The 24,181-nt window shown below is 38.1% G+C and carries 20 protein-coding genes; 6 read left to right on the top strand and 14 right to left on the bottom strand.

Annotated elements, in window-relative coordinates; translation table 11 throughout:
- Positions 1-30: 30 nt before the first annotated feature.
- Entirely contained in the window at positions 31-234 is a 204-nt protein-coding gene (locus ACN1CD_RS14310) for a hypothetical protein (protein WP_419131061.1), read from the top strand.
- A gap of 87 nt (positions 235-321) precedes the next feature.
- On the opposite strand, the gene tyrS is transcribed toward ACN1CD_RS14310, so the two are convergent.
- Both tyrS and ACN1CD_RS14320 read right to left on the bottom strand, forming a co-directional pair.
- Entirely contained in the window at positions 322-1,608 is a 1,287-nt protein-coding gene (gene tyrS, locus ACN1CD_RS14315) for a tyrosine--tRNA ligase (protein ID WP_419131062.1), read from the bottom strand.
- 51 nt (positions 1,609-1,659) lie between these two features.
- Positions 1,660-2,958 (bottom strand): patatin-like phospholipase family protein, encoded by a 1,299-nt coding sequence (locus tag ACN1CD_RS14320; RefSeq protein WP_419131063.1) that lies wholly within the window; start codon positions 2,956-2,958, stop codon positions 1,660-1,662.
- A gap of 115 nt (positions 2,959-3,073) precedes the next feature.
- Here ACN1CD_RS14320 and ACN1CD_RS14325 point away from each other — a divergent pair, with 115 nt between their 5' ends.
- The 5 genes from ACN1CD_RS14325 to ACN1CD_RS14345 all read left to right on the top strand — a co-directional run bounded on the left by ACN1CD_RS14325 (position 3,074) and on the right by ACN1CD_RS14345 (position 8,720).
- On the top strand, positions 3,074-3,748 hold the full coding sequence (locus tag ACN1CD_RS14325) for an ACP phosphodiesterase (protein WP_419131064.1): 675 nt from the start codon (positions 3,074-3,076) through the stop codon (positions 3,746-3,748).
- A gap of 115 nt (positions 3,749-3,863) precedes the next feature.
- Positions 3,864-5,069, top strand: a complete 1,206-nt coding sequence (locus ACN1CD_RS14330) for an ATP-binding protein (protein ID WP_419131065.1) — start codon at positions 3,864-3,866, stop codon at positions 5,067-5,069.
- Between the two features lie 137 nt (positions 5,070-5,206).
- Positions 5,207-7,219, top strand: a complete 2,013-nt coding sequence (gene ligA / locus ACN1CD_RS14335; RefSeq protein WP_419131066.1) for an NAD-dependent DNA ligase LigA — start codon at positions 5,207-5,209, stop codon at positions 7,217-7,219.
- Positions 7,220-7,298: 79 nt separating this feature from the next.
- Positions 7,299-8,186: a 4-hydroxy-tetrahydrodipicolinate synthase gene (dapA, locus tag ACN1CD_RS14340; RefSeq protein WP_419131067.1), complete on the top strand. Its 888-nt coding sequence runs from the start codon at positions 7,299-7,301 to the stop codon at positions 8,184-8,186.
- A gap of 249 nt (positions 8,187-8,435) precedes the next feature.
- Positions 8,436-8,720, top strand: a complete 285-nt coding sequence (locus tag ACN1CD_RS14345) for a hypothetical protein (protein WP_419131068.1) — start codon at positions 8,436-8,438, stop codon at positions 8,718-8,720.
- Positions 8,721-8,782: 62 nt separating this feature from the next.
- Here the strand turns inward: ACN1CD_RS14345 and ACN1CD_RS14350 are convergent, their stop codons facing one another.
- The 12 genes from ACN1CD_RS14350 to ACN1CD_RS14405 form a co-directional block, all read right to left on the bottom strand.
- A complete protein-coding gene (locus ACN1CD_RS14350; protein WP_419131069.1) occupies positions 8,783-8,959 on the bottom strand; it encodes a histone H1 in 177 nt (58 codons plus the stop codon).
- Between the two features lie 430 nt (positions 8,960-9,389).
- A complete protein-coding gene (locus tag ACN1CD_RS14355) occupies positions 9,390-10,631 on the bottom strand; it encodes an aminotransferase class I/II-fold pyridoxal phosphate-dependent enzyme (RefSeq protein ID WP_419131070.1) in 1,242 nt (413 codons plus the stop codon).
- A gap of 210 nt (positions 10,632-10,841) precedes the next feature.
- Positions 10,842-12,455, bottom strand: coding sequence for a cell division protein FtsZ (gene ftsZ / locus ACN1CD_RS14360; RefSeq protein WP_419131146.1), 1,614 nt, complete (start codon positions 12,453-12,455; stop codon positions 10,842-10,844).
- Between the two features lie 129 nt (positions 12,456-12,584).
- Positions 12,585-13,943 carry a cell division protein FtsA gene (ftsA, locus tag ACN1CD_RS14365; RefSeq protein ID WP_419131071.1) on the bottom strand — a complete coding sequence of 453 codons (1,359 nt, stop codon included), beginning with the start codon at positions 13,941-13,943 and terminating at the stop codon, positions 12,585-12,587.
- Between the two features lie 5 nt (positions 13,944-13,948).
- Positions 13,949-15,154 (bottom strand): cell division protein FtsQ/DivIB, encoded by a 1,206-nt coding sequence (locus ACN1CD_RS14370; protein WP_419131072.1) that lies wholly within the window; start codon positions 15,152-15,154, stop codon positions 13,949-13,951.
- A complete protein-coding gene (gene murC / locus ACN1CD_RS14375) occupies positions 15,147-16,502 on the bottom strand; it encodes a UDP-N-acetylmuramate--L-alanine ligase (protein ID WP_419131073.1) in 1,356 nt (451 codons plus the stop codon). Before murC ends, ACN1CD_RS14370 begins: the two co-directional genes overlap by 8 nt.
- Positions 16,503-16,758: 256 nt before the next feature.
- Entirely contained in the window at positions 16,759-17,862 is a 1,104-nt protein-coding gene (murG, locus tag ACN1CD_RS14380) for an undecaprenyldiphospho-muramoylpentapeptide beta-N-acetylglucosaminyltransferase (protein ID WP_419131074.1), read from the bottom strand.
- Positions 17,863-18,142: 280 nt separating this feature from the next.
- Positions 18,143-18,517, bottom strand: a complete 375-nt coding sequence (locus ACN1CD_RS14385; protein ID WP_419131075.1) for a four helix bundle protein — start codon at positions 18,515-18,517, stop codon at positions 18,143-18,145.
- A gap of 125 nt (positions 18,518-18,642) precedes the next feature.
- The gene (locus ACN1CD_RS14390) at positions 18,643-19,836 is read right to left on the bottom strand and encodes an FtsW/RodA/SpoVE family cell cycle protein (protein ID WP_419131076.1); all 1,194 of its coding nucleotides are present in this window, start codon (positions 19,834-19,836) and stop codon (positions 18,643-18,645) included.
- A gap of 18 nt (positions 19,837-19,854) precedes the next feature.
- Complete coding sequence (gene murD / locus ACN1CD_RS14395; RefSeq protein WP_419131077.1) at positions 19,855-21,249, bottom strand: UDP-N-acetylmuramoyl-L-alanine--D-glutamate ligase; 1,395 nt, start codon at positions 21,247-21,249, stop codon at positions 19,855-19,857.
- Between the two features lie 147 nt (positions 21,250-21,396).
- Positions 21,397-22,644 carry a phospho-N-acetylmuramoyl-pentapeptide-transferase gene (gene mraY / locus ACN1CD_RS14400; protein WP_419131078.1) on the bottom strand — a complete coding sequence of 416 codons (1,248 nt, stop codon included), beginning with the start codon at positions 22,642-22,644 and terminating at the stop codon, positions 21,397-21,399.
- Complete coding sequence (locus ACN1CD_RS14405; protein WP_419131079.1) at positions 22,644-24,101, bottom strand: UDP-N-acetylmuramoyl-L-alanyl-D-glutamate--2,6-diaminopimelate ligase; 1,458 nt, start codon at positions 24,099-24,101, stop codon at positions 22,644-22,646. The genes mraY and ACN1CD_RS14405 overlap by 1 nt, the downstream gene beginning before the upstream one ends.
- Positions 24,102-24,181: the final 80 nt, after the last annotated feature.

The following is a 24,181-nucleotide window of genomic DNA, read 5'->3' on the forward strand; positions in this document are numbered from 1 at the left end:
AAACGATTATTTATATACAAAACTCAAACTATGAAAAATATCTTTTTAGCAGCCTTGACAATAACTGGTTTATTTGTAGCCTCATGCAATGGAAAACAGGCAGATCAGGAAAATGCAGATAGTACTTATAAATATTCAGATACCAATAAAATAGATTCGGCATCACTAGATACTACAAAATCAAAACTTTATGCAGATTCAACTACTAATGCTCCGGCTGATGCCAAACATTAGAAAATCACAGGAAAGAAGCCGTTAGTTGATTATTATGATTAAAAATAAAAGGCCCAATAGTAATTGAGCCTTTTATTTTTAAATGATCTATTCTGCAATTAACAGGAAGTAGTTTTTCTTTCCTTTTTGCACAACGATGAACTTTTCGTTAATCAGATGGCTACTGTTAAAAACCTGAGCCATGTCTGCCACTTTTTCTTTGTTCACAGATACGCCACCGCCTTGAATGGTTTTCTTCGCTTCACCTTTGGATGGGAAAATAGCCGACTTTTCTGCCAGTAAACTCGCCGCATCAATTCCCGCACTTAATTCTTCTGCAGAGATTGTATACTGTGGAATTCCTTCAAAAATATCCAGTACCTGATTTTCCGTTAAACCAGTTAAAAATGCTAAAGATCCATTTCCGAATAAGAATTCAGAAGTTTTAATGGCGGTTTCCAAAGCTCCGGCATCATGTGTTTTAACCGTTATATCTTCAGCTAAAGCTTTTTGCAGAATACGCAAGTGAGGTGCGGCATCGTGTTCCACCTCCAATGCTTCAATTTCCTGCTGCGTTTTTAACGTAAAAATCCTGATCCATTTTTTCACATCATCATCTGATGCATTTAGCCAGAACTGATAGAATTTATATGGAGATGTTTTCGCCGGATCTAACCAAACCGCACCACTTTCAGTTTTACCAAATTTGGTTCCATCTGCTTTTTTAATGAGTTGTGTGGTAATTGCATAAGCGGTTCCTGCGTCTTTTCTTCTAATCAGTTCGGTACCCGTTACAATGTTTCCCCATTGATCTGATCCACCCATCTGAACCAGGCAATTTTCATTTTTCCATAAATGATAAAAATCGTATCCCTGAATCAACTGGTAACAAAATTCAGTAAATGACAAGCCAGAATCGCCTTCCAAACGTCTTTTTACGCTATCCTTTGCCATCATGTAATTTACCGTAATGTGTTTACCCACATCTCTGATAAACGTAAAAAGGTTCATATCTTTAAACCAATCTGCATTGTTTACCATCACAGCACCATTTCCACCTTCTTCGAATTTTAAGAATTTAGATAGTTGCGCTTTCATCCCTTTTAGGTTATGCTCAATCATTTCAGGTGTTTGAAGGTTACGTTCATCCGATTTACCAGAAGGATCTCCAACCATACCAGTAGCACCACCAACCAAAGCAAAAGGTTTATGCCCCGCGTTTTGAAAGTGAATTAAAGTCATGATTTGCGTTAAGTGACCAACATGAAGTGAATCAGCAGTAGGATCAAAACCGATATAACCGGATGTCATGCCTTCATTTAATTTTTCTTCAGTATTTGGCATAATATCATGCAGCATGCCGCGCCACCTTAACTCTTCAACAAAATTCGTCATTATATAAGCAATTTAATTCTCTTGCGTGCAAAGATAAAATTTTCACTTACTTTAATGCAAATTACTTGATGGCGTAAACCAGCTTTTGAAATCAGCTATAGCCGAATTAAAATCCGGGTGACCTATTAAGCAGTTCATTGCCGAATCACTCCGAATAGACTGATTAGGTACACCTTCATTATTCAACCAGTTATCGCACATTTTTTTGATTAGAGATAACTCCTCATCTTCAACCGCATCCATGTCCATTGCATTCAAAGCGGTATATTCTTCTTTGCTGATTCCTGAAGGTAAATCCCAGTGTTTACCGTTTGGATCATTTACCAGGATTGGTCGCATTACAGGATTCATTCTGATAAAATTGGTAGGCTTTGCTGGCATAGAGGAGTTTAAAATCATGTAGGCCACAAAAGCAGCGGTATCAGGTGGATCGTTCAAAATGCTGGTGCTCATTTTTTGAATATCCTTGATCAGCCCCGGCTCTTCGTAACTAGCTTTAAGTTCACTGTATTTTACCGGGCTATCTTCATCATACTGCAATTGTGAAACTGATCCAGTACCAAGTGACAAGACCTGAACTTCGCCGATATCATATTGATCCCAATTGCATAGTACCTCAGTTATAGCAGCAAGCACCGGATTATTGTTTCCAGTTACGCCGCCATCCCAATAATATTTCATTTTATTATTTACTTTGAACATAGCAGGTTCGTTAAAATAGTTTACAGGCGCAGTGCTCGATGCATGAATAGCATCAACCAAAGTAATTCTACCACCAGCATCTGCTAATTTATCGGTTAAACCATTTAGTTTGTGAATAATACTTGCCGTAGATGCCTGGCTGTTTATATCTGTTCGGAACATTTCGGCGCGATTGCGGTAATAATCATATCCGATAATCAGGAAATGTGTTTTAACATCGCCTTTTACAGCAACATGCGATGGAACATTCACCAGGTCAATTGTTGCAATGCCCGGCATAATTTCTTTTAATGCTGTGTGCTTCCTCTTCGTGGTATACTTTGCGCCAATTTTAAAAATTCTGGCGATACTAGAAAGTAAGCTCTTTTCCCAGAAACCTAACTTTGAGAAGACCTTGCTTCTTATTTTCTCATCATCAAAAATCTTTTCTATTTCAGATAAGCGAAGATTTTCAGCCAGCGCAGCGGCAACTAAACTTCCTCCGCTATTGGCTGCCACCAAATTAAAATAACTCAAAACCTCGTGCCCTGTTGGATCTGGATTATTGAAAGTTTCGGCAAATAGTTTACGCAGGCATTTCACTTGCGTTAGGGCCCAGGTGCCGCCGCCATCTAAAGCGAGGATTCTGTAAGGTTTATGATTTGGCATGGTTGAATTCTTTTCGGCTATCAATTATCATTACAATTTACAAAACAATATGCTATCCGCCACACCTTTTTACACTTGGCATTTTGCATAACTAAAGAAAATATTACCTTGCAGCATGAACTTTCTATCCCATTATTATTTTGATAAATTAACACAGGATGCCAATGTGGTAATGGGAACTGTTTTGCCCGATCTCATTAAAAATGCATCAAAGGAGGCTAACCTTTATCCTCAAAAAAATGAATTTCTTTTTAAAGGAAACCCTGATGAGGAGAATTTACTCAAAGGTTGGAAGAGGCACCTTGCGGTAGATTTGTATTTTCATTCATCTAATTTCTTTCTCGAAAAAACTGCTCTATTAAAGGAACTGATTAAACCCATCGTAATTGATACGCCAGTTCGGCCTTCGTTTCTGGCTCATATTGGTTTAGAATTACTGTTAGATCATTTATTAATTGAGCAGAATCTTGTCCAGGTTAATCACTTTTATGATAAGCTAATCGCTGTTGATCGAAATTCATTAACTGATTTTCTGGAGCATTGTGGCCTTAAAAATCAACCTGTTTTTACAAAATTTCTAGATAGCTTCATCAGCAGTAAATACTTGCTAAGCTATCAAAAGCTGGAAAATATTAGCTATGCCTTAAATAGAATCTGCATGCGCCTGTGGCCCGAAACTTTAAACGAATTTCAACTTCAGGAATTAACATTTCAATTGGGAATTTTTAAACCAGTTTTAGCAAAAGATTTCATGGAGATTTTTAATGAAATTGAAAGTAAATTAATCTAAATAATTCTTCCTAACACTTCACTAACCTTGTAATTTGAAAGTTAAACTTTCAAATTACAAGGTTTAATAGTATATTTGTTGTAATCTGAAAGCCAGGGTTTCAAATTACAAGGTTATGATTGAAAGATTAATAAAGCAAAAAATTATTAAAGGTTTAAAAAGTGTTCCAATTGTTGCGCTTTTAGGGCCGCGGCAAGTTGGTAAAACAACGCTGGCATTCCAAATCTCCAGCGAATTTTCAGATAAAAAAACGAGCTATCTGGATCTTGAATTGGATACTGATATCAACAAGCTTCAGGATTCTGAAAGCTATTTAAAAAGATTCGAAAATGTAATCCTGATTATTGATGAAGTTCAGCGTAAACCAGATCTTTTCCCTAACCTAAGGGGAATTGTTGATCTTAGAAGGCGGGCAGGTGAGCAAGCCGGTCATTTTCTTCTTTTAGGCTCGGCATCAAGAGACCTGCTACAACTTTCATCAGAAACATTAGCAGGAAGAATCAGGTACATAGAACTTACGCCTTTTAATGCACTGGAAATTTACAATAATGATCCACTCGGTTTTAGCGTAGAAAAACTTTGGTTCAGGGGTGGGTTTCCAGGGAGTTTTCTTGCCATTGATGCGGAAGAAAGCTGGGAATGGCTAAATGATTTTATCTCCACCTATGTAGAACGAGATATTCCACTCATGGGACCAAGCATACCGGCAAACCGGTTAAAAAGGTTTTGGTCTATGTTGGCCCATTTTAACGGACAACAAGTTATTTATACTGATTTAGCCAAAAGCCTGGAGGTGAGCCACCCAACAGTTAAACTATATCTGGATGTATTAACAGATTTTTACATGGTGAGGCAGTTGCAGCCATGGGCCGGAAATACTAAAAAAAGATTGGTAAAATCTCCAAAGATCTATATTCGCGATACAGGAATTCTTCATAAACTACTCAACATATCCAGCCTGGAAGACCTTTTAGGGCATCCGGCACTAGGATCGAGCTGGGAAGGCTTTGTGGTAGAAAATATTATTGGTCAGTTATCCAGTAAATGGCAATACAGTTATTATAGATCGGCCACACAAACAGAAATTGATCTTGTTTTGGAAGGTCCGAATCATAAAATCTGGGCGGTTGAAGTGAAAAGATCCGCATCGCCAAAAATTACGAAAGGTTTCCATATCGCCTGTGAAGATATTGGTGCAACAGAAAAATTTGTCGTTTACTCTGGCACCGAAAGGTATCCGCTCCCAAACAATACGGAAGCTATTGGTCTGATTGAGTTTCTTCAACTATTGAATAAAAACACAGATCAGGATCCAGCTTAATGGCATTTAAGAGCACAGTAATTGTTATTCACCGTATTATGGCAATTCAGGTTATGTTTAAGATAGTGTTATTTATTTCCGCCAGCTTTTTGTTCCTCAAAGCATAAAAGCAAGTTATCCTTTTTTATCTTTGTGCTATGTCGCTGTTTACAATAAAAGAGGAAATGGATGCGCTGGTTGCCGAACTTAACCAGCACAATTATAATTATTATGTGTTGGCTATGCCAACTATCGGCGATTTTGAGTTCGATAAAAAATTAAAGCATCTGGCTGAATTGGAGCTGGCGAACCCAGATTATGCTGATCCAAACTCCCCTACTCAACGTGTTGGTGGCGATATCACAAAAAATTTCATCACTGTTCAGCATAAATATCCCATGCTTTCGCTTGGCAACACTTATAATGAGCAAGATCTCCGCGACTTCGACGAACGGATTCGCAAAGCCATAGGGGACAATTTCGAATATGTTTGCGAATTAAAATTCGATGGCTTATCAATCAGTTTAACGTATGAAAATGGAAAACTGACCAGGGCGGTAACCCGTGGCGATGGCACCAAAGGTGATGATGTAACCAATAATGTAAAAACGATTCATACCATTCCTCATCAAATTAAACCAGACCAGGCACCAGGACATTTCGAAATCAGAGGCGAGATTTTTATGCATAAAGCTGCCTTTTTACGTTTAAATGCTTCCCGCGAAGAACTTGGCGAAATTCCATACGCCAATCCTCGGAACTTTGCTTCCGGAACCATCAAAATGCAGGACAGTAAAGAAGTGGCTAAACGTCCGCTCGATGGATTTATTTATTTCCTTTATACAGACAAAAATGAATTTAAAAATCACTGGGATAGCCTTGAGGCAGTAAAAAACTGGGGTTTCCATGTTTGTGAGCATAACCGTCTGGTTTCAAACATTGATGATGTACTGGCTTTTATTCATCACTGGGAAAATGAGCGTTTTAAATTAAGTTATGACATTGATGGAATTGTTATTAAGGTAAATAGTTATGCACAGCAACAAGAATTGGGGTTTACCGCTAAATCTCCCCGTTGGGCAATATCTTATAAATATAAAGCAGCTGAGGTTGAAACGATTCTTGATAAGGTGACTTACCAGGTTGGACGTACCGGGGCGGTAACGCCGGTTGCAAACCTTAAACCGGTTCTGCTCGCTGGCACTACCGTGAAAAGAGCCACTTTACATAATGCTAATGAAATTGATAGATTAGATTTGCATGAAGGTGATTCCGTATTTGTTGAAAAAGGCGGAGAAATTATCCCTAAAATTATCAAGGTAAACCTCGAAAAACGTTTGCCAGGATCTAAAAAAGTAAATTACCTGCATAATTGCCCGGAGTGCGGAACGGAATTAATTAGAAAAGAGGGTGAAGCCGTTCACTATTGCACTAACGATGAAGGCTGTCCACCACAGATTGTTGGGAAAATACAACATTTCATTTCGCGCAAGGCGATGAACATTGATGGGCTTGGCGATGAAACCATTGAGACCTTTTATAAACATGGCTTAGTGAATCACATCAGTGATCTGTATACCTTGTATCAGAAAGCTGATCAGTTAAAAGAGCTGGATCGATTCGGCGAACGCTCTATCGATAATATGCTAATGGGCATAGAAAAATCAAAAGAAATGCCTTTTGAAAAAGTTCTCTTTGGATTAGGCATTCGTTATGTAGGCGAAACGGTAGCAAAGAAACTGGCGGCCGGAGTAAAAAACATAGACAACCTGGCTAAGGCTACAGTTGAAGAATTGATTGCCATTGATGAGATTGGGCAACGGATTGCAGAGAGTATTGTTGAATACTTCGCAAAAAAAGAGCATTTAGCGCAGATAGAATTACTAAAATTGGCGAATTTGCACTTCGAAATTGAAGAAAAGCTAATTGAACTGGCGAGTGATAAACTTATTGGAAAAACATTCGTAATTTCGGGCGTTTTTGAAAACTATAGTCGCGATGAACTCAAAGATATGATTGAAGCCAATGGCGGTAAAATTCTGAGTGGAATATCAGGCAAGCTAAACTACCTGGTTGCTGGTGATAACATGGGGCCATCCAAACTGGAAAAGGCAACTAAATTGAAGGTTCCGATTATCAGCGATGCTGAGTTATTGGAAATGATTAAGTAAAAAATGTGTGAATGATAGATTTAGAGAATGACCGAATGCTCACATTCTTTCATTCAAAACTCAATAATTACAATATATAATGAACAAATTTCAGGGTACTGGTGTGGCATTGGTTACACCTTTTAATGCAGATGGATCTGTTGATTATAAAGGTTTAAAAAACCTGATTAATCATTTGATCGACGGAGGGATAGATTACCTCGTTTCTTTAGGTACAACTGGCGAAACCGCTACAATGACTAAGGACGAGAAGAAGAAGGTGTGGGCTTATACTGCTGAAATTAACAACAATAGATTACCATTAGTTGCCGGAATTGGTGGCAATAACACACTTGCCGTTGCAGAAGACATTAAAGCTTTCGATACGACAGGTTATAGCGCTATTTTATCGGTAAGTCCTTATTATAATAAACCTACACAGGAAGGAATTTATCAGCATTACAAATACCTGGCAGAGGTTTCGCCATTGGATCTTATTCTTTATAATGTTCCTGGGCGTACCATGAGCAACATGACTCCGGAAACAACCTGCAGACTCGCTCATGATTTTAAAAATATTATTGCTACCAAAGAAGCATCAGGAAGTTTTGATCAGTTTAACCAGATTATGAGGGATAAACCAGCAGACTTTTTATTAATTTCTGGTGATGATCCGATTACGTTACCAATGATGGCTTTAGGTGCATCCGGGATTATTTCGGTAATTGCCAATGCCATTCCAAAGCAGTTTTCTGATATGGTAAGACAATGTTTATCTGGTGATTTTAAAGATGCTGTTCCAGCTCATTTAAGCTTAGTAGAGTTTACACGTTTAGCTTTCGCTGAAGGGAATCCATCAGGTATTAAAACTGCACTGAAACATTTAGGTGTTTGCGGAGATACGGTTAGACTACCACTGGTTAAAGCATCTTCGGCTTTAGAACAATCTATTATAAATGAAATAGAAAAGCTGGCACAGTTGGTCTAGTTAAAAAATATGCTTTGTAGTAAAGCATGTGTTAAATCATAAACAGGTTACTTTTTTTGCTTAAAATTGCTAAAGAAGTAACCTGTTTTTTTTATGAGTATTTGAAATGTTACTCACGTATCTCACTTACAATTAATGTGTTAAATAACACCATTAATATTTCTATCATTTTGTTTAAATATTCCATACAAGAATACTATGCAGGCATAAAAATTGAATGCAGCATTCTACACACAAATTAAACACAAAATGAGAAAGCTATTATTAATGTTTCTATTGGCAACAACGCTAATGGGCTGTAATGTGATTCAGTATTACGAGCCTAAATTTACTATCGGAATGACCGAACAGGAGTTTAAAAAACTTAACGGATCTGCGGTTCAGGTTTATGGAGATGAGAAAGATATGCTCATTTACAGAACCTATAATACCATGACAGAAAACTTCAAATTTTTCCGTTTCTCAAAACAAAAACTGGTACAATTTAGTGAGGGAGTTTACGCAGATGACTATAAGTTGTTGTCTTTGGAGTAATAAAAAAAACCTGCCTTCGAGATTTCCTCAAAAGGCAGGTTTATCAAATATTTAAATTGGTATTAATCTTTATTTTTTGTTTCCTGTACTTCTAAACGGATAGCTTGGGCTAAGTTCTTTAAATCCTGCATCCCTTTACGAACACGGGTTCCAGCAGCACTATTACCCTTGCTGTAAAACTTGTCTGCATCAGCTTCCAAAGCTGCAACTAAACTTTTCACTTCTTCAAATTTTTTCATTTTTAGTACTCCTATAATTTTAAAGGTTTGATTTTTAATTACCTAACTCTAATTTAAACGGTTTGTTGCAGAAACAAAAATATAAATTCACAAAAATAGCGGTATAATGTTATTTTTTTCAACAATAGCGTTACATATGAATAATAATCGCTAAAAAGATGGAGCTAGTGCCTCAAAAATGCAATTACTCTAAATATGTAACCTTTTTGTGAGTTGATAGAATTGAGACACCTATGATTCCGTAAACCTTATTGAAGCCAACACTTGCTATTTTAAGAATTTAGTAGGCTTGATCAAAGCCAAGTGCGACATAAATTTAAATGTGGCCTAATACTGCTGTACATGTACAGACTGAATCACCGCAATTATTGGAGCAAAAAAAAGGCCAATCAATTTAAATGATTAGCCCTTATCTGTTTCTTTTTGTTATTTATACAATTGCAAACTGGTTTTCTTTATAGTAACCATTTTGTAGTTTCTCAAAAACCTCACTGAAAGCATCAAGTGTACGTTGAACATCTTCCAGGGTATGTACTGCTGTTGGAATTAAACGCAATTCGATCATTCCCTTAGGGATTACCGGATAAACTACAATGGAACAGAAAATGCTGTAATTTTCACGTAAATCGAATGTTATTGCAGTAGCATCAGTTAATTCTCCTTTTAAAAATACTGGTGTTACTACTGAATTGGTTACGCCTAAATCGAAACCACGTTCACGTAAGCCCTTTTGCAAAGTCATCGCAATTTCCCATAATTTATCTTTAAGCTCTGGCTTGCTTTTCAATAATTCCAACCGCTTTAAAAGTCCCTTAACCATCGGCATAGGCAACGCTTTCGCAAAAGTTTGTGAACGCATGTTATACCTCAAAAAATTAGTAATCTCTTCTGTAGAAGCTACGAAAGCACCAATACCAGCCATCGATTTTGCAAAAGTACCGAAGTAAACATCAATCCCTTCAATACAATCTTGCGCCTCGTGCGTACCGGCACCAGTTTTACCCATCGTTCCAAAACCATGAGCATCATCAACCAGGATACGGAATTCGAAATCATTTTTAAGATCAACAATCTCTTTTAATTTCCCTTGGGCACCGCTCATTCCGAAAACACCTTCCGTAATAAACAGGATACCACCGCCAGATTCTTTTGTAAGCTTGGTAGCGCGCTCTAATTGTTTACGGGCACTATCAATATCATTGTGTTGGTACACAAATCTTTTACCCATATGCAAACGCAAACCATCAATAATACAGGCATGTGATTCTGCATCATATACAATTACATCGTTTCTATCCACCAAAGTATCAATAATTGATACCATGCCCTGATAGCCATAATTTAATAAAAATGCATCCGGTTTCCCTACAAATTCAGCAAGCTCTTGCTCCAATTGCTCATGGTACTTGGAATTACCACTCATCATTCTGGCACCCATCGGGTAAGCCATACCAAACTCTGCCGCTGCATCTGCATCTGCCTTTCTAACCTCTGGATGATTTGCTAAACCTAAATAATTATTTAAGCTCCAAACCAAATGCTCTTTTCCTTTAAATTGCATGTGTGGTGCAATTTCTCCCTCTAATTTTGGAAATGAGAAATACCCATGAGACCATTTCTGGTGTTGACCAAGTGGCCCCATGTGCTTTGCTATTTTATCAAATATATCCAATGTATTGTGTTTTTATTATACTGAAATTGTTGCGAATTTACGATTTATTAGGCTTAAAATCAACAGTATTAGTCCTTTGCTTGTCAATTAACGCTATTTAACGAGCTGGAAAGACCAATTGTAACTATACAAGTCTTTCAACAACTCGCTATTATGCTAAAAAAGCCCCCGATTTAAAATCGAGGGCCTTAAAATTATATTTGGCTAAACTTAGTCAACATTATCGTGTAAGAAAGAATTATTCGGTCTGATCTCTGTACCGCCATCCTGATCATTACTTAACGTGAAACGGCTTACCTGCGACTCAGAAGAGTGTTGAACTTGCTGCAATTGCATTTGCTTACGTTTGTAGGCAGGTTCGTTTTCCAATTCCTGAAGTCCGTTGGTTGTACGCAGTTTCATACTCAAATCTTTTAAGCGTAAGATACGCTCTTTAGATTTTTTCAACTGCTCTTCCATAGACTCATCGCTTTTGTCATCATCCAAACCTACCACTGGCATTTCTGGTTCTGGTATTGCTTCAGCAACAGTTGTATCAAAAACGTAATTTGGTTCAGCTAATTTAACCTCAAATTCAAATCCGGTTTCCTTCGGCTCTTCTACCTGAGGCTCTTCCTCAATTAGCGTATGACGAACGATGTGAGTTTCTGGCTCCTGAACACGTTGGTGCTCTGGTTTATTAAACATTCCACCAAAAAGGTCTGCCTGAGAAACTTCTTCTTTAGCTTTTAAAACCGGCTCGTATGCTGGATCTACTTTCGGCTGTATGAAAGAGTTTACTGCCTCAATCGGACGAACCAATGGTGCCTCTTCCGGCGTTAATAGTGATATTTTCTTTTTATTTTTCTCTTCGTGAACGCGTTCTTCTGAAGTTTGGAAACCTGTAGCAATAATGGTTACCGATAGTTTATCTTCTAAAGATTCGTCAGTACAGTTACCCCAGATTAAATCTGCAGATAAACCTGCTTTATCCTGAATGTAATCGGTAATGATAGAAACTTCATCCATGGTTACTTCACGTAAACCAGAGCTGATGTTTAATAAAATATAACGGGCACCTTCAATTTCATTGTCTTTTAATAATGGAGAAGCTAATGCACCTTCAACCGCCTCAAGAGCCCGGTCTTCACCATCAGCAGAATGACTACCCATAATGGCTACGCCACTATCTTTCATTACGGTACGCACATCTTTAAAATCCACGTTGATATAACCTGGAACAGTAATTATCTCTGCGATACCCTTTGCAGCGGTAGTTAAGATATCATCAGCCTGACCAAATGCAGAACCGAGTGTTAAGTTTCCGAAAATCTCGCGCAATCTATCATTAGAAATCACTAAATATGAATCTACATATTTCTTTAGTTCCTCCATTCCTTCATCAGCCTGAAGGCGACGTCTTTTTCCTTCGAAAGAAAATGGAGTGGTGATAATGGCAACGGTTAAGATATCGAGTTCTTTTGCAGCTTTAGCGATAATAGGAGAAGCACCTGTACCAGTACCACCACCCATTCCTGCTGTAATGAAAAGCATTTTGGTTGTGCTACCTAGCATTGCCTTAATATCATCTATATTTTCTATCGCCGAGTTTTTACCAACCTCAGGGATAGAACCAGCTCCCATTCCTTCGGTTAAACTAGCACCCAATTGTACCTTGTTAGGTATAGGACTAGATTCCAAAGCCTGGGCATCTGTGTTACAAATAATAAAATCTACACCAGTAATACCCGACAGGTACATATGGTTCACCGCGTTGCCGCCACCGCCTCCAACACCAATTACCTTGATGATTGAAGACTTATCTTTTAACATTTCGAACTGCATATCTTTATGAATCAGTTGTTTAAAAATTTTTAAATTCTGTTCATTACTCAATGTAATATTAACACTTTTTCAACACACGTTTTCCACAATTGTTAAGAATGTGGAAAACTCCCTTTTTGTTGAAAAGTTTTAGCTTTTTAAGTAATCCTCATCGCTAACATTCATATCATCCTGAATGAATGTCTTTGTTTTTGCTAATAATTTATCAAACAAACCTGGTCCACGTTTCTCTTTCTCTTTTATAGATTTTGGTTTCTCTACAAAAACACCTGGCTGTTTCATTTCTTCGATCAGTTCTTCTGCCTTTTGAATTCCTTTAATCAACAAGCCAACACTGGTTGCATACATCGGGCTTTTAAGGTCATCATAAATGGTTTTAGGCATATCTTCATATTTAGATAAATGCTCGTTCGGATAACCAATTCTACAATCTAACCCTGTTACATATTCAACAGCCTGAGATAAGTGCTTTAACAATGCTCCTCCACCGGTAATCACAATACCACCGATTAATTTTTTCTCATATCCGGAAGATTTAATCTCATAGTAAACGTGCTCTATAATTTCTTCCATCCGCGCCTGAATAACATAAGCCAGGTTTTTAACCGAGATTTCTTTGGGTTCGCGGCCCCTTAAACCTGGTACACAAATAATTTCGTTTTCTTTATTCTCCTCAGCAAGTGCAGAACCGAAACGTGTTTTCAATAACTCAGCCTGATTACGCATTACAGAGCAGCCCTCTCTGATATCTTCAGTCACACTGTTTCCACCAAATGGAATTACAGCAGTATGGCGGATAATCCCTTCGTGAAAAATCGCAATATCAGTGGTACCACCACCAATATCTACCAATGCAATACCCGCTTCTTTCTCTTCCTCGCTCAACACCGATTCAGAAGACGCCAATGGTTCAAGAATCAGATCCTGAGTTTGTAACCCTGCATTGTTTACACATTTAATGATGTTTTTTACTGCCGTAACCTGACCAGAAATGATGTGGAAATTAGCTTCAAGACGCACGCCTGCCATACCAATCGGGTCTTTGATTCCGGGCTCGTTATCGATAGTAAATTCCTGTGGCAATACATGGATAATTTCTTCTCCGGGAGGCATTACCAGTTTAAACATATCATCTATCAACTTATCGATATCTTTTTTACCGATTTCGTTGTTTAATTCTCTTCTTGTTAAAATCCCTCTATGCTGTAAGCTCTTGATGTGCTGACCAGCAATTCCTACATTTACCACCTGTATTTCTACGTTAGATTGTCCGCTGGCGACCTCAACTGCCTGCACAATGCCCTGTACGGTTTTTTGAATGTTAGAAACCACACCACGTGTCACCCCCGCTGATTCTGCCTTGCCTATTCCTAAGATTTCTATCTTACCGTGCTGTGTCCTGCGACCAACGATAACACATATTTTTGTAGTACCGATATCCAATCCTACTACAATGGGCGACTGACTGGTAAATTTTGCCTTGTCCATATTTGTTAATTTTGCTGAGTTTTATATTGTTTTTCTAGGGCTCTGATTTCCTTATCTCTTGCTTCCTTTTGTTTTTTAAGTGCCTGGGCACTTAAAGCTGGTTTCGCCGTAGCTGTCGCTTTTGGCTTATCTTTCTTCTCTACCGTTTTCGCTGCTTTTGGTTTTACCGCCTGCACTATTGCCTTTTTTGGTTCAACCTTTTTTTCTACTTTTTTAACTTCTGTTTTTTTTACCTCTGGCTTTTTCTCCTCTGCTTTTTTAGATTCAGTTTTTTTAGGTTCAATCTTTTGAGGTGCAGCTACTGAAGGTTTTTCAATCGGCTTCTCTTTAATGGCAGTAGCGATTACATTGCTTATTAATGAATCTGATACTTTTTGACGAACACGAACACTATCCATTTTCGATAATCTTTTAAGATTCCTCGCAATTTCTGTAGAGTCTCGTCTCTGGCAAACAATCTGATTCGAGTACTTTATGTTAATTGTTCTATAGGCTTCCCACCCCACCTGAGGCATCGCTTTTTTATAAAAAATTAACAGGTTATTCATTTTCTTCTCGAGCGAATCTGCATTTCCTAAAATGATGCGTTGGTTACCTACCCTTGGAATAAGCTCCATATCGTTCTGCTGATCAACTACGATCTGCTCAATCTGAGCATCCCAGAGTGTATCTTTTTTAATGTACTGAGCTGTTTTATAAAGGTCGCGTGCTAATTTGGTATGAAGTGTATCTACTCTGCTGCCGAAAACTTCCGAAATATGACCAGTGGCAACCAGTACATTTGCGGTAAAATTAGAAGAGATCGGCATTTTTAATCCATCATTGTCAATATAGAAATCTTGTCCAGTTTCATTTAATATACGTACAATGGGCTGTCTTTGTTTTACCTCAATGTGTAAAACGCCATCCATATCTACATAAACTTTCGCAAATCCGATATAAGGGTTAGATTGCAACTTTTTTTCTATCTGATGAATGTTAATCCTTTCAAGATTCCGACCTAAAAGCACTCCCTGATCTTCTTTCAAAATGGCATCAATTTCTTCTCTTTCGATGAAGTTATCCGCACCAGGAATTAAAATTTTCACATCAGTACATTTTACAGTTTGCTTTTTAACATTGATGAAACTTAAAAGCACCACCACGCCTGCCAGGCTAATTAGCCAGGCGAAGCCAGTAAATATTGCGCTCCAGTCAAATCGTTTAAGCATTATTTAATATATTTTTAAGTTGTTCAATAATCGTATCAATATCTCCTGCACCTACAGTTAAAATTAATTCAGGTTTTTCATTTTTTACATATTGAATAACCGCATCTTTTCCCAAAATACGCTTGTTCAACAAGGTAATTTTGTTCAATAAAAACTGTGCATCTATTCCTTCCAGTGGTAATTCCCTGGCGGGATAAATATCGAGTAGTAAAAGTTCATCTGCAGTGCTTAAAACACTTGCAAACTCATTGGCAAAATCTCGTGTCCGGCTGAACAAATGCGGTTGAAAAATCACCGTTAGTTTCTTCTGCGGATATAATTGTCGCACAGCATCGAAACAAGCTTTAAGCTCTTCCGGGTGGTGCGCATAATCATCAATATATATCTGCGATTCGTTATTTACAATATACTCAAAGCGACGTTTAACCCCTTTAAAATTGGCAACAGCTTGTTTCACCTTCTCCTGATCGATCCCTAACTGCAAGGCAATGGCGATGGCAACAGTTGTATTTTCTACATTGTGTTTACCAGGCAACATCAGGCTGATGTCGTTAATATTCTGATTATCATCTTCATAATCAAAAACAAACTTAGCACCTTCTACCCTCAAGTTTAATGCCTTCGCGTTAGCCGTTTGGCTAGCCGCATAACTGGTACTATTCTCTAAAGGCAAACCTTCATGAACATAAAGTTTACCACCAGCTTTTAACTGACTGGCATATAGCTTGAACGACTCTTCCAATTGGTTCTTATCACCATAAATATCAAGGTGATCGGCATCCATAGAAGTAATTACTGCTACATCAGGATGCAAAGTTAAAAAGGAACGGTCGTATTCATCAGCCTCTACCACCACCACATTGTTGGTTCCGTAAAGCACATTGCTATTATAATTACTGGCGATGCCACCTAAAAAGGCCGTACAACCATAACCCGTATCAGTAAGAATATGCGCAACAATTGATGAAGTTGTCGTTTTGCCATGTGTACCCGCAATGCCAATACAAAACATTCCTGTACTGATGATGCCCAATACTTCAGATCTTTTTTTCAAGATGAAACCAAGATCCCGGAAGTGATTTAACACCTTTGCATCCTTTGGAATGGCTGGCGTATAAACCACCAGGGTATCATCCTGTGGATTTAAAAAAGCTTCAGGTAATGATGACACTTCATCGGTATAGGTGATCAGGATTCCCTCACTCTCCAGAGTCTCTGTAAGTTTGGTTCTGGTTTTATCGTAACCACAAACCAGCTGACCTCGTTTAGCAAAATAACGGGCAAGTGCACTCATGCCGATACCACCGACACCAACGAAAAACACCCTTTTTATTTTACTTAGTTCCATTTTTTTTATTTAGCTAAAAGCGGAAAGGTTAAAGCTTAAAGCTGCCTTTCTACTGTTTTAAGTTAAAGCGGAAAGGTTAAAGCTCAAAGCTGCCTTTCTACTGTTTAAGTTTAAAGCGGAAAGACCAAAGCTTAAAGCTGCCCTTCTACTATTTATATCTATTTTCTTTAATCTATTTCTTATTTACTATTCCCTACTTACTATTACCTAAAACTTCGCATTTGCTTTCAGCTTTTAGCTCTCCGCTTTCAGCCGCTTATCTAATCAATTTCAAAACCTCACCGGCAATAATTTCATCAGCTGCCGGAAGTGCCATTTTTCCGATATTTTCAGCTAGCTTTTGGCGCTGATCTTCATTCTCCAGCAACTCCATTGCAGCATTAACTAATGTATCTTCTGCCGATCGATCGTTAACCAACAATGCTGCACCATTCTTAACCAGAGCCATGGCATTTTTAGTCTGATGGTCTTCCGCAACATTAGGCGAAGGCACCAGAATCACTGGCTTTTTGATCAGGCAAAGTTCAGCAATGGTACCTGCTCCGGCTCTCGAAATAATGAGATCTGCAGCCGCATAAGCCAAATCCATCTTGTTCAAAAACTCCAGGATACGCACATTGGGATGATATTCAAGTCCCAATCTTTCGATTATCCCTTTGTAGTAAAACTTCCCGGTTTGCCATACCACCTGAATATCTTGTGCCAATATCTCCGGCAAATGTTTTTCGATGGCTTTATTCAAGGTTCCGGCACCCAAACTTCCACCGGTTACCATAATTGTTTTTTTAAGCGGATCAAGCTTCAGCAATTCTGCACCAGCGTAGTGTTTACCTTTAATATCCACTACATCTTTACGAACCGGATTACCCGTTTTTAATATTTTATCTGCCGGAAAAAACTGCTCCATCTCATCAAAAGCCACACAAATTTTCGATGCTTTTTTTCCCAACCACTTATTCGTAACTCCGGCATACGAATTTTGCTCCTGGATTAAATATGGTATCCCTTTTAATGAAGCTGCATATAATATTGGTCCGGATGCATAGCCACCAACCCCAACAACAACATCTGGTTTAAAATCCTTAATAATTTCCAAAGCGCGTTTTACGCTTCCGATAATTTTAAAAGGCAGCGCCAGATTCTTCATAATAGAACCTCTTTGCATACCACTAATATTTAAGCCAATAATTTTATATCCGGCAGCAGGAACTTTTTCCATTTCCATACGTCCGTTTGCGCCCACAAATAAAATTTCACAAGAAGGTACCAAGCGTTTTAGCGCATTGGCTATGGCTACGGCGGGAAATATATGCCCACCGGTGCCACCACCTGATATGATAATTTTTGGGGAATTATTCATTTTTTATATTTAATTATTGAATGAAGGAATTTAGAATGAGGGAATGTTTACTAGCGATAGCTACATTCCATAATTCTGTTATTCTGTCATTCTTTATTTTTATATTTAATTATTGAATGAGGGAATTTTGAATTATTGAATGCTAAATAGCGAGAGTCCATTCAATCATTCGTTCATTCTATCATTCTATCATTCTTATTTAATTATTGAATGAGTGAATTTTGAATGAGTAAATGTTTACTAGCGATAGCTACATTCCATAATTCTTTCATTTAATCCTTTATTTATTATTACTTACTGTTTTTCTTGCTTTAGCTACAATGGCTAAAATTTCATTTACTTCTTTCAACAACGGTTGAGCTTCCACTGAATTTGTAATCTTCGATTCAGTTAAGATCTCTATCCAAAAAGCAGTTTCATCAGCTTCTTCAACGACAATACTGAGCTTGGAAAAAAATTCCGCTCTAGATCTACTTCTACAGGCGGCCCTATAATTCGCTCCGACTGATGACGCTGATCGTATAAATTGCCTACCTATTATTTTTCCTTCTTCAGTTTTTGGTAGTGTTTGATAAAATTTTATTGAATCCAAAACCAATTGCTTTGTTCTGGCTTTAATCGATTCTACAAAATCAATTTTAGTTACATTCTCCATTATTTATTAATTTTATAATTATTAAACTTTGGGATGTTTACTGTTCAATAGGTCATTTTATCACTTCATCATTACAACTTTCTCATTCAATCATTCAAAATTCTATCATTCAAAATTCTATCATTCTAAGCCATTGCCGGGATCTCTCCAACAATTACTTTATTTTTTACTTTTTCTTTATCCTCTTTGGCTATTGCACCTGCATTTTCTTCAACATCTCTGCTTACACTTAAAATGATTCCAAAAGCCACACTGGTAAAAATCATCGAGGTTCCACCCATACTTACCAGTGGCAATGGCACCCCTGTTACCGGACCTAAACCTACAGCAACGGCCATGTTTGCAAAAGCCTGAATGGTTAAACTAAAACTTAGCCCCGCCGCCAATAGCGCCCCGAATGCCTTCGGGGCCTTGGTTACTATCTTTATACATCGGTATAAAAGCACCAGGTAAAGCACCATAATAACAATTCCTCCCAGGGTTCCCCATTCTTCAATAATAATGGCGAAAATAAAATCGGAATACGGATGTGGCAGGAAGTTGCGCTGCGTACTATTACCTGGTCCTTTACCAAAAACACCACCAGTCGCCAAGGCTATTTTTGCCTGGTCTGCCTGGAAAGTTTTATCTGAATGCTGCATCTCCGGATGCAGAAACGTATTAATCCTGGACATATAAGTCTTCCGCCTCGGCCCCAGGAAGAATACAAATAACAATAACACAAGACCACCCGCACAAACAATGGCTATTTGCTTGATACTAATTCGCCCGATAATTAACAACAAAATACTTACACCAAAAAGCATAAGCGCTGTAGATAAATTGGCTAATGCAATCAATACGAAAACCACACATACAGAGCCCATAATGGGTAAAAATGATTCTTTTACATCTTTAATATTCTCTTGTTTCTTCGTCAGCATTCTGGCTAAGAACGTAATTAAAGCCAGTTTTGCCAAATCGGAGGTTTGAAAAGTTAATCCAATTACCGGAATTTTCACCCAGCGTGAGGCATCGTTTAAATTCGTACCAAATATTAACGTGTAAACCAGCAACGGAATCGTGATGATCATTAAAATTTTAGATATACCTGCGTAATACCGATAATCCAGCAAATGCGCAATGTAAATCATCCCAATCCCCATTAAAACAAAGATGAGGTGTTTGGTCAATAGCAATTTCTCTACGGCTTCACCCTTTTTATAGGCTAAAGTTCCTGTTGCACTGTAAACTGCCATTACAGATATAAGCGAAAGCAGGATGATGATCAACCAGATCCATCTATCGCCTTTTGTTTTATCAAGTAGTGCTTGGAACATCTTTATTAAGCCTCCTATTTATAATTCTCTAACTGCCGCTTTAAACTGATTACCACGGTCTTCATAACTTGTAAATAAATCGAAACTGGCACAGGCCGGCGAAAGCAAAACTGCATCTCCGCGTTTAGCCAAATGGAAGGCAATTTGTGCGGCCTCATCAGCTGAAAATGTATTGACAATTATCTCTACATCATCTTCAAAAGCATCGTGAATGCGTTTATTATCCTTACCTAAACAAACAATGGCCTTTACTTTGCTTTTTACTAAATCCTTAAGCATGTTGTAATCGTTGCCTTTATCCACCCCACCCATAATCAAAACTACATCGGCAGTCATGCTTTCTAGGGCGTACCAGGTAGAGTTTACATTTGTTGCTTTACTATCGTTGATGAAATCAATTCCGGAAATCTTTGCTACATGCTCTAACCTGTGCTCAATATTTTTGAAATTACCCATACTCTCGCGAATGGTTTCATTTCTCAACTCTAAAACCTTCGCAACAATGCCCGAAGCCATAGAGTTGTAAATGTTGTGCTTGCCTTGTAAGGCTAAATCTGTAAGAATAGACATGGTTAGTTCTTTATTTGGTTCTATAAGGATCGTTATCGTTTGCGCTTCTAAATAAGCGCCTGGTTCAATTTTTTTTGTGATGGAGAACGGAAATGTCTTTGCTATTGGTTGGAAGGCCAGCACAGCTTTAATACTTTCTTCGTCGTCTGCGCAATAGATAAAAACATCTTCTGCGGTTTGATTTTGAACAATGCGCATTTTTGATGCAACATAGTTTTCCATTTTGTAATCGTAACGATCTAAGTGATCTGGTGTGATGTTTAAAAGCACAGCAATATCTGCCTTGAATTCAAACATATCATCAAGCATAAAACTGGAAATTTCCAGCACATAGTAATCGTAGTTTTCTTCTGCAACCTGAGCCGCAAAACTATGACCGATATTGCCTGCAAGACCAACATTCAATCCTGCATTTTTAAGAATGTGATAGGTAAGCAAACTTGTGGTCGACTTTCCGTTCGAACCTGTAATGCAGATGGTCTTCGCAGAAGTGTAACGCTTTGCAAACTCAATCTCTGAAATTACTGGCGTTCCTTGTGCAACCAACTTTTTAATGATTGGTGCAGTAGACGGAATACCCGGGCTTTTAATCACCTCGATTGCGTTTAAAATCAACTCTTCGGTATGTTTCCCTGATTCGAAAGGCACATTTAGCGTTTCTAAGGCTGATTTATATTTATCGGCTATGTTACCAAAATCTGAAACAAATACCTCGAAACCTTTCGCCTGCGCCAATTTCGCAGCACCAACGCCACTTTCGCCTGCGCCCAAAATAACCACACGGCCCTGCCCTGCCATTGCTGACTGCTGGTTTCCTGATGTATTATTTTGATTTGTGTTCATTTTTTTGTTAGTATTAAGTAGTTAGTATCAAGTATCAAGACTGAGCCTGAACGCCACTCATTTATTTTTATTTACCACCTAAGGTATTTTAGTTTTCAATTATATTCTTTCTTTTCAAGCTTTCAGCTTTGGTCTTTAAGCTTTTCATTACCTTAATTTCAATGTTACTATCGTGATTATTGCCAACATGATTCCGATAATCCAGAAACGTGTTACAATCTTCGCTTCATGATATCCCTTTTTCTGATAGTGGTGATGCAATGGTGACATCAGAAAAATTCTGCGCCCTTCGCCAAACCGCTTCTTCGTATATTTAAAGTAAGAAACCTGCATAATTACTGACACCAATTCTACCAGGAAAACACCGCATAGAACAGGAATTAATAATTCCTTACGGATCATCAAAGCGAAGGAAGCGATAATTCCACCAATGGCTAAACTACCCGTATCGCCCATAAAAATCTGAGCAGGATAAGAATTATACCAAAGAAAGCCTACACAAGACCCCACAAATGCGCCTGCGAAGATCATCAGCTCTGCTGAATTTGGAATGTACATGATGTTCAGGTAATCGGCCATTACGGTATTACCGGAAACATAAGCGAGAATCCCCAGCGTAATCCCAATCACGGCAGAAGTTCCCGTTGCCAGGCCATCTATCCCATCCGTTATATTCGCTCCGTTTGATACCGCAGTGATGATGAAAACGGTAATTAGCAAAAAGATGATGAAAGCAAACTTCTGATAATCGCCACCCAAAAACTTTAGAACCTTCGCATAATCGAACTCATTGTTTTTGTAGAAGGGCATGTTGGTTTTAGTCGATTTAACATCTTGAGTATAGTAAAAAGTCTCCCCTTTCTGACGTAGAACCATTGGCGCCGAAGAGGTGTTTTTCACATCATCCTGAACCGTTTCCCTCACCACAATATTCGGGTGGAAATACATCGTAGTACCCACAATCAGGCCTAAACCTACTTGTCCGACAACTTTAAACTTACCCGCTAATCCTTCTTTATTCTTTTTAAAAACTTTAATATAATCATCCAGAAAACCAACAGCTCCCATCCAAACGGTGGTAATGATCATTAGGATAACATAAATATTGGAAATGTTAGCGAACAATAAAGTCGGAATCAGAATACCCAACAAGATGATAATCCCTCCCATAGTTGGAGTACCTTGTTTTTGCATCTGCCCTTCCAGACCAAGATTTCTTACAATTTCACCTACTTGTTTTTTATGTAAATAGTCGATTAACCTACGTCCATAAACTGTGGTAATCACCAATGATAAAATAATGGAAATCGACGCACGGAACGTGATATACTGAAACAACCTTAAACCAGGAATGTCGTAGTGCTTATGCAAGTATTCGAATAATAAATATAACATTAGCTGTTCGGGTTTAATTGTTCTAGTAAAATTTCTTTGTCGTCGAAATGGTTTCTTACGCCATTTATTTCCTGGTATTTTTCATGACCTTTCCCTGCAATTAAAATAATATCTCCATTTTGCGCCAGATGGCAAGCTGTTTTAATGGCTTCTCTCCTATCTAAAATGGATAATGTTTTACGCTTGTTGGTTGGCGAAACGCCAGCTTCCATATCTGTAATAATACTTTGTGGATCTTCCGTTCTGGGATTGTCGGAGGTTAAAATCACCTTATCACTCCAATCGCAGGCCACCTGTGCCATAATCGGACGTTTTGTTTTATCACGATCGCCACCGCAACCAATCACCGTAATTACCTGTTCCGTTCCTTTGCGGATATCTGCAATGGTTCCCAAAACATTTTGAACAGCATCTGGCGTATGTGCATAATCCACTATACCAATTATCTTATCTTCAGAAACGATATAATCAAAACGCCCTTCAGCACCAGTTAACAGACTTAAAGAAGTCAATACTTTTAGCTTATCCTGTTCCAAAAGAATGGCTGTTCCGTAAACCGCCAGTAAGTTGTATGCATTGAACGAACCGATCAGCTTGAAATAAACATCTTCATTATCGATATCCAGGTGCAAACCGCTGAAACCATTCTCCACAATTTTAGCTTTAAAATCAGCCAGCTGTTTCAAGGCATATGTCTTTTTATATGCTTTGGTATTCTGCAACATTACATTACCATTTTTATCATCAATGTTGGTTAATGCAAATGCCGTTTTTGGCAGCATATCAAAAAAGGTCTTTTTCGCTTTTAAATAACTATCAAAGGTTTTGTGGAAGTCTAAGTGATCGTGTGTAAGGTTTGAAAAAACACCACCAGAAAAACTTAAACCTGCTATCCTGTGCTGTGAAACGGCATGCGAACTTACTTCCATGAAACAGTAATCGCAACCTGCATCTACCATATCTCTCAATAACTGGTTCAGTGCAATTGGATTCGGTGTAGTATGTGTGGCCGCAATGACGGTATCGTTAATATAATTTTCGACAGTAGAAATCAGGCCGGTTTTGTAGCCTAAATCCTTGAATAACTTAAATAAGATAGTCGCAATAGTGGTTTTACCGTTGGTTCCTGTGATGCCAATCAATTTCAAATCTGCAGAAGGATTACCAAAATAATTGCCCGCCATAATGCCTAAAGCCGCAGCCGTACTTTCTACCTTAATGTAAGTGATGGTAAAATCATGTACTTCAGGAAGATTTTCGCAAACGATTACGGTTGCACCCTGCGCAATGGTTTGCTCAATAAACTGGTGACCATCGGTTACTGTCCCGGAAATAGCAAAAAATACATCTTCTTTACCAACCTTGCGCGAATCAAAGTTAAGCGCATTGATTTCCCTATCGGTTTTTCCAACCAATTCTTTAATCGTTACGCCATAAAGTAAATCTTGTAATTGCATGCTATTTTAATTATTGATTGAGTGAATTTTGAATGAGTGAATGTTCACAGCAATTGCTACATTCTATCATTCTGTCATCC

Origin of the sequence: Pedobacter sp. N23S346 (genome assembly GCF_048515415.1) — a bacterium.
GTDB lineage: Bacteria > Bacteroidota > Bacteroidia > Sphingobacteriales > Sphingobacteriaceae > Pedobacter.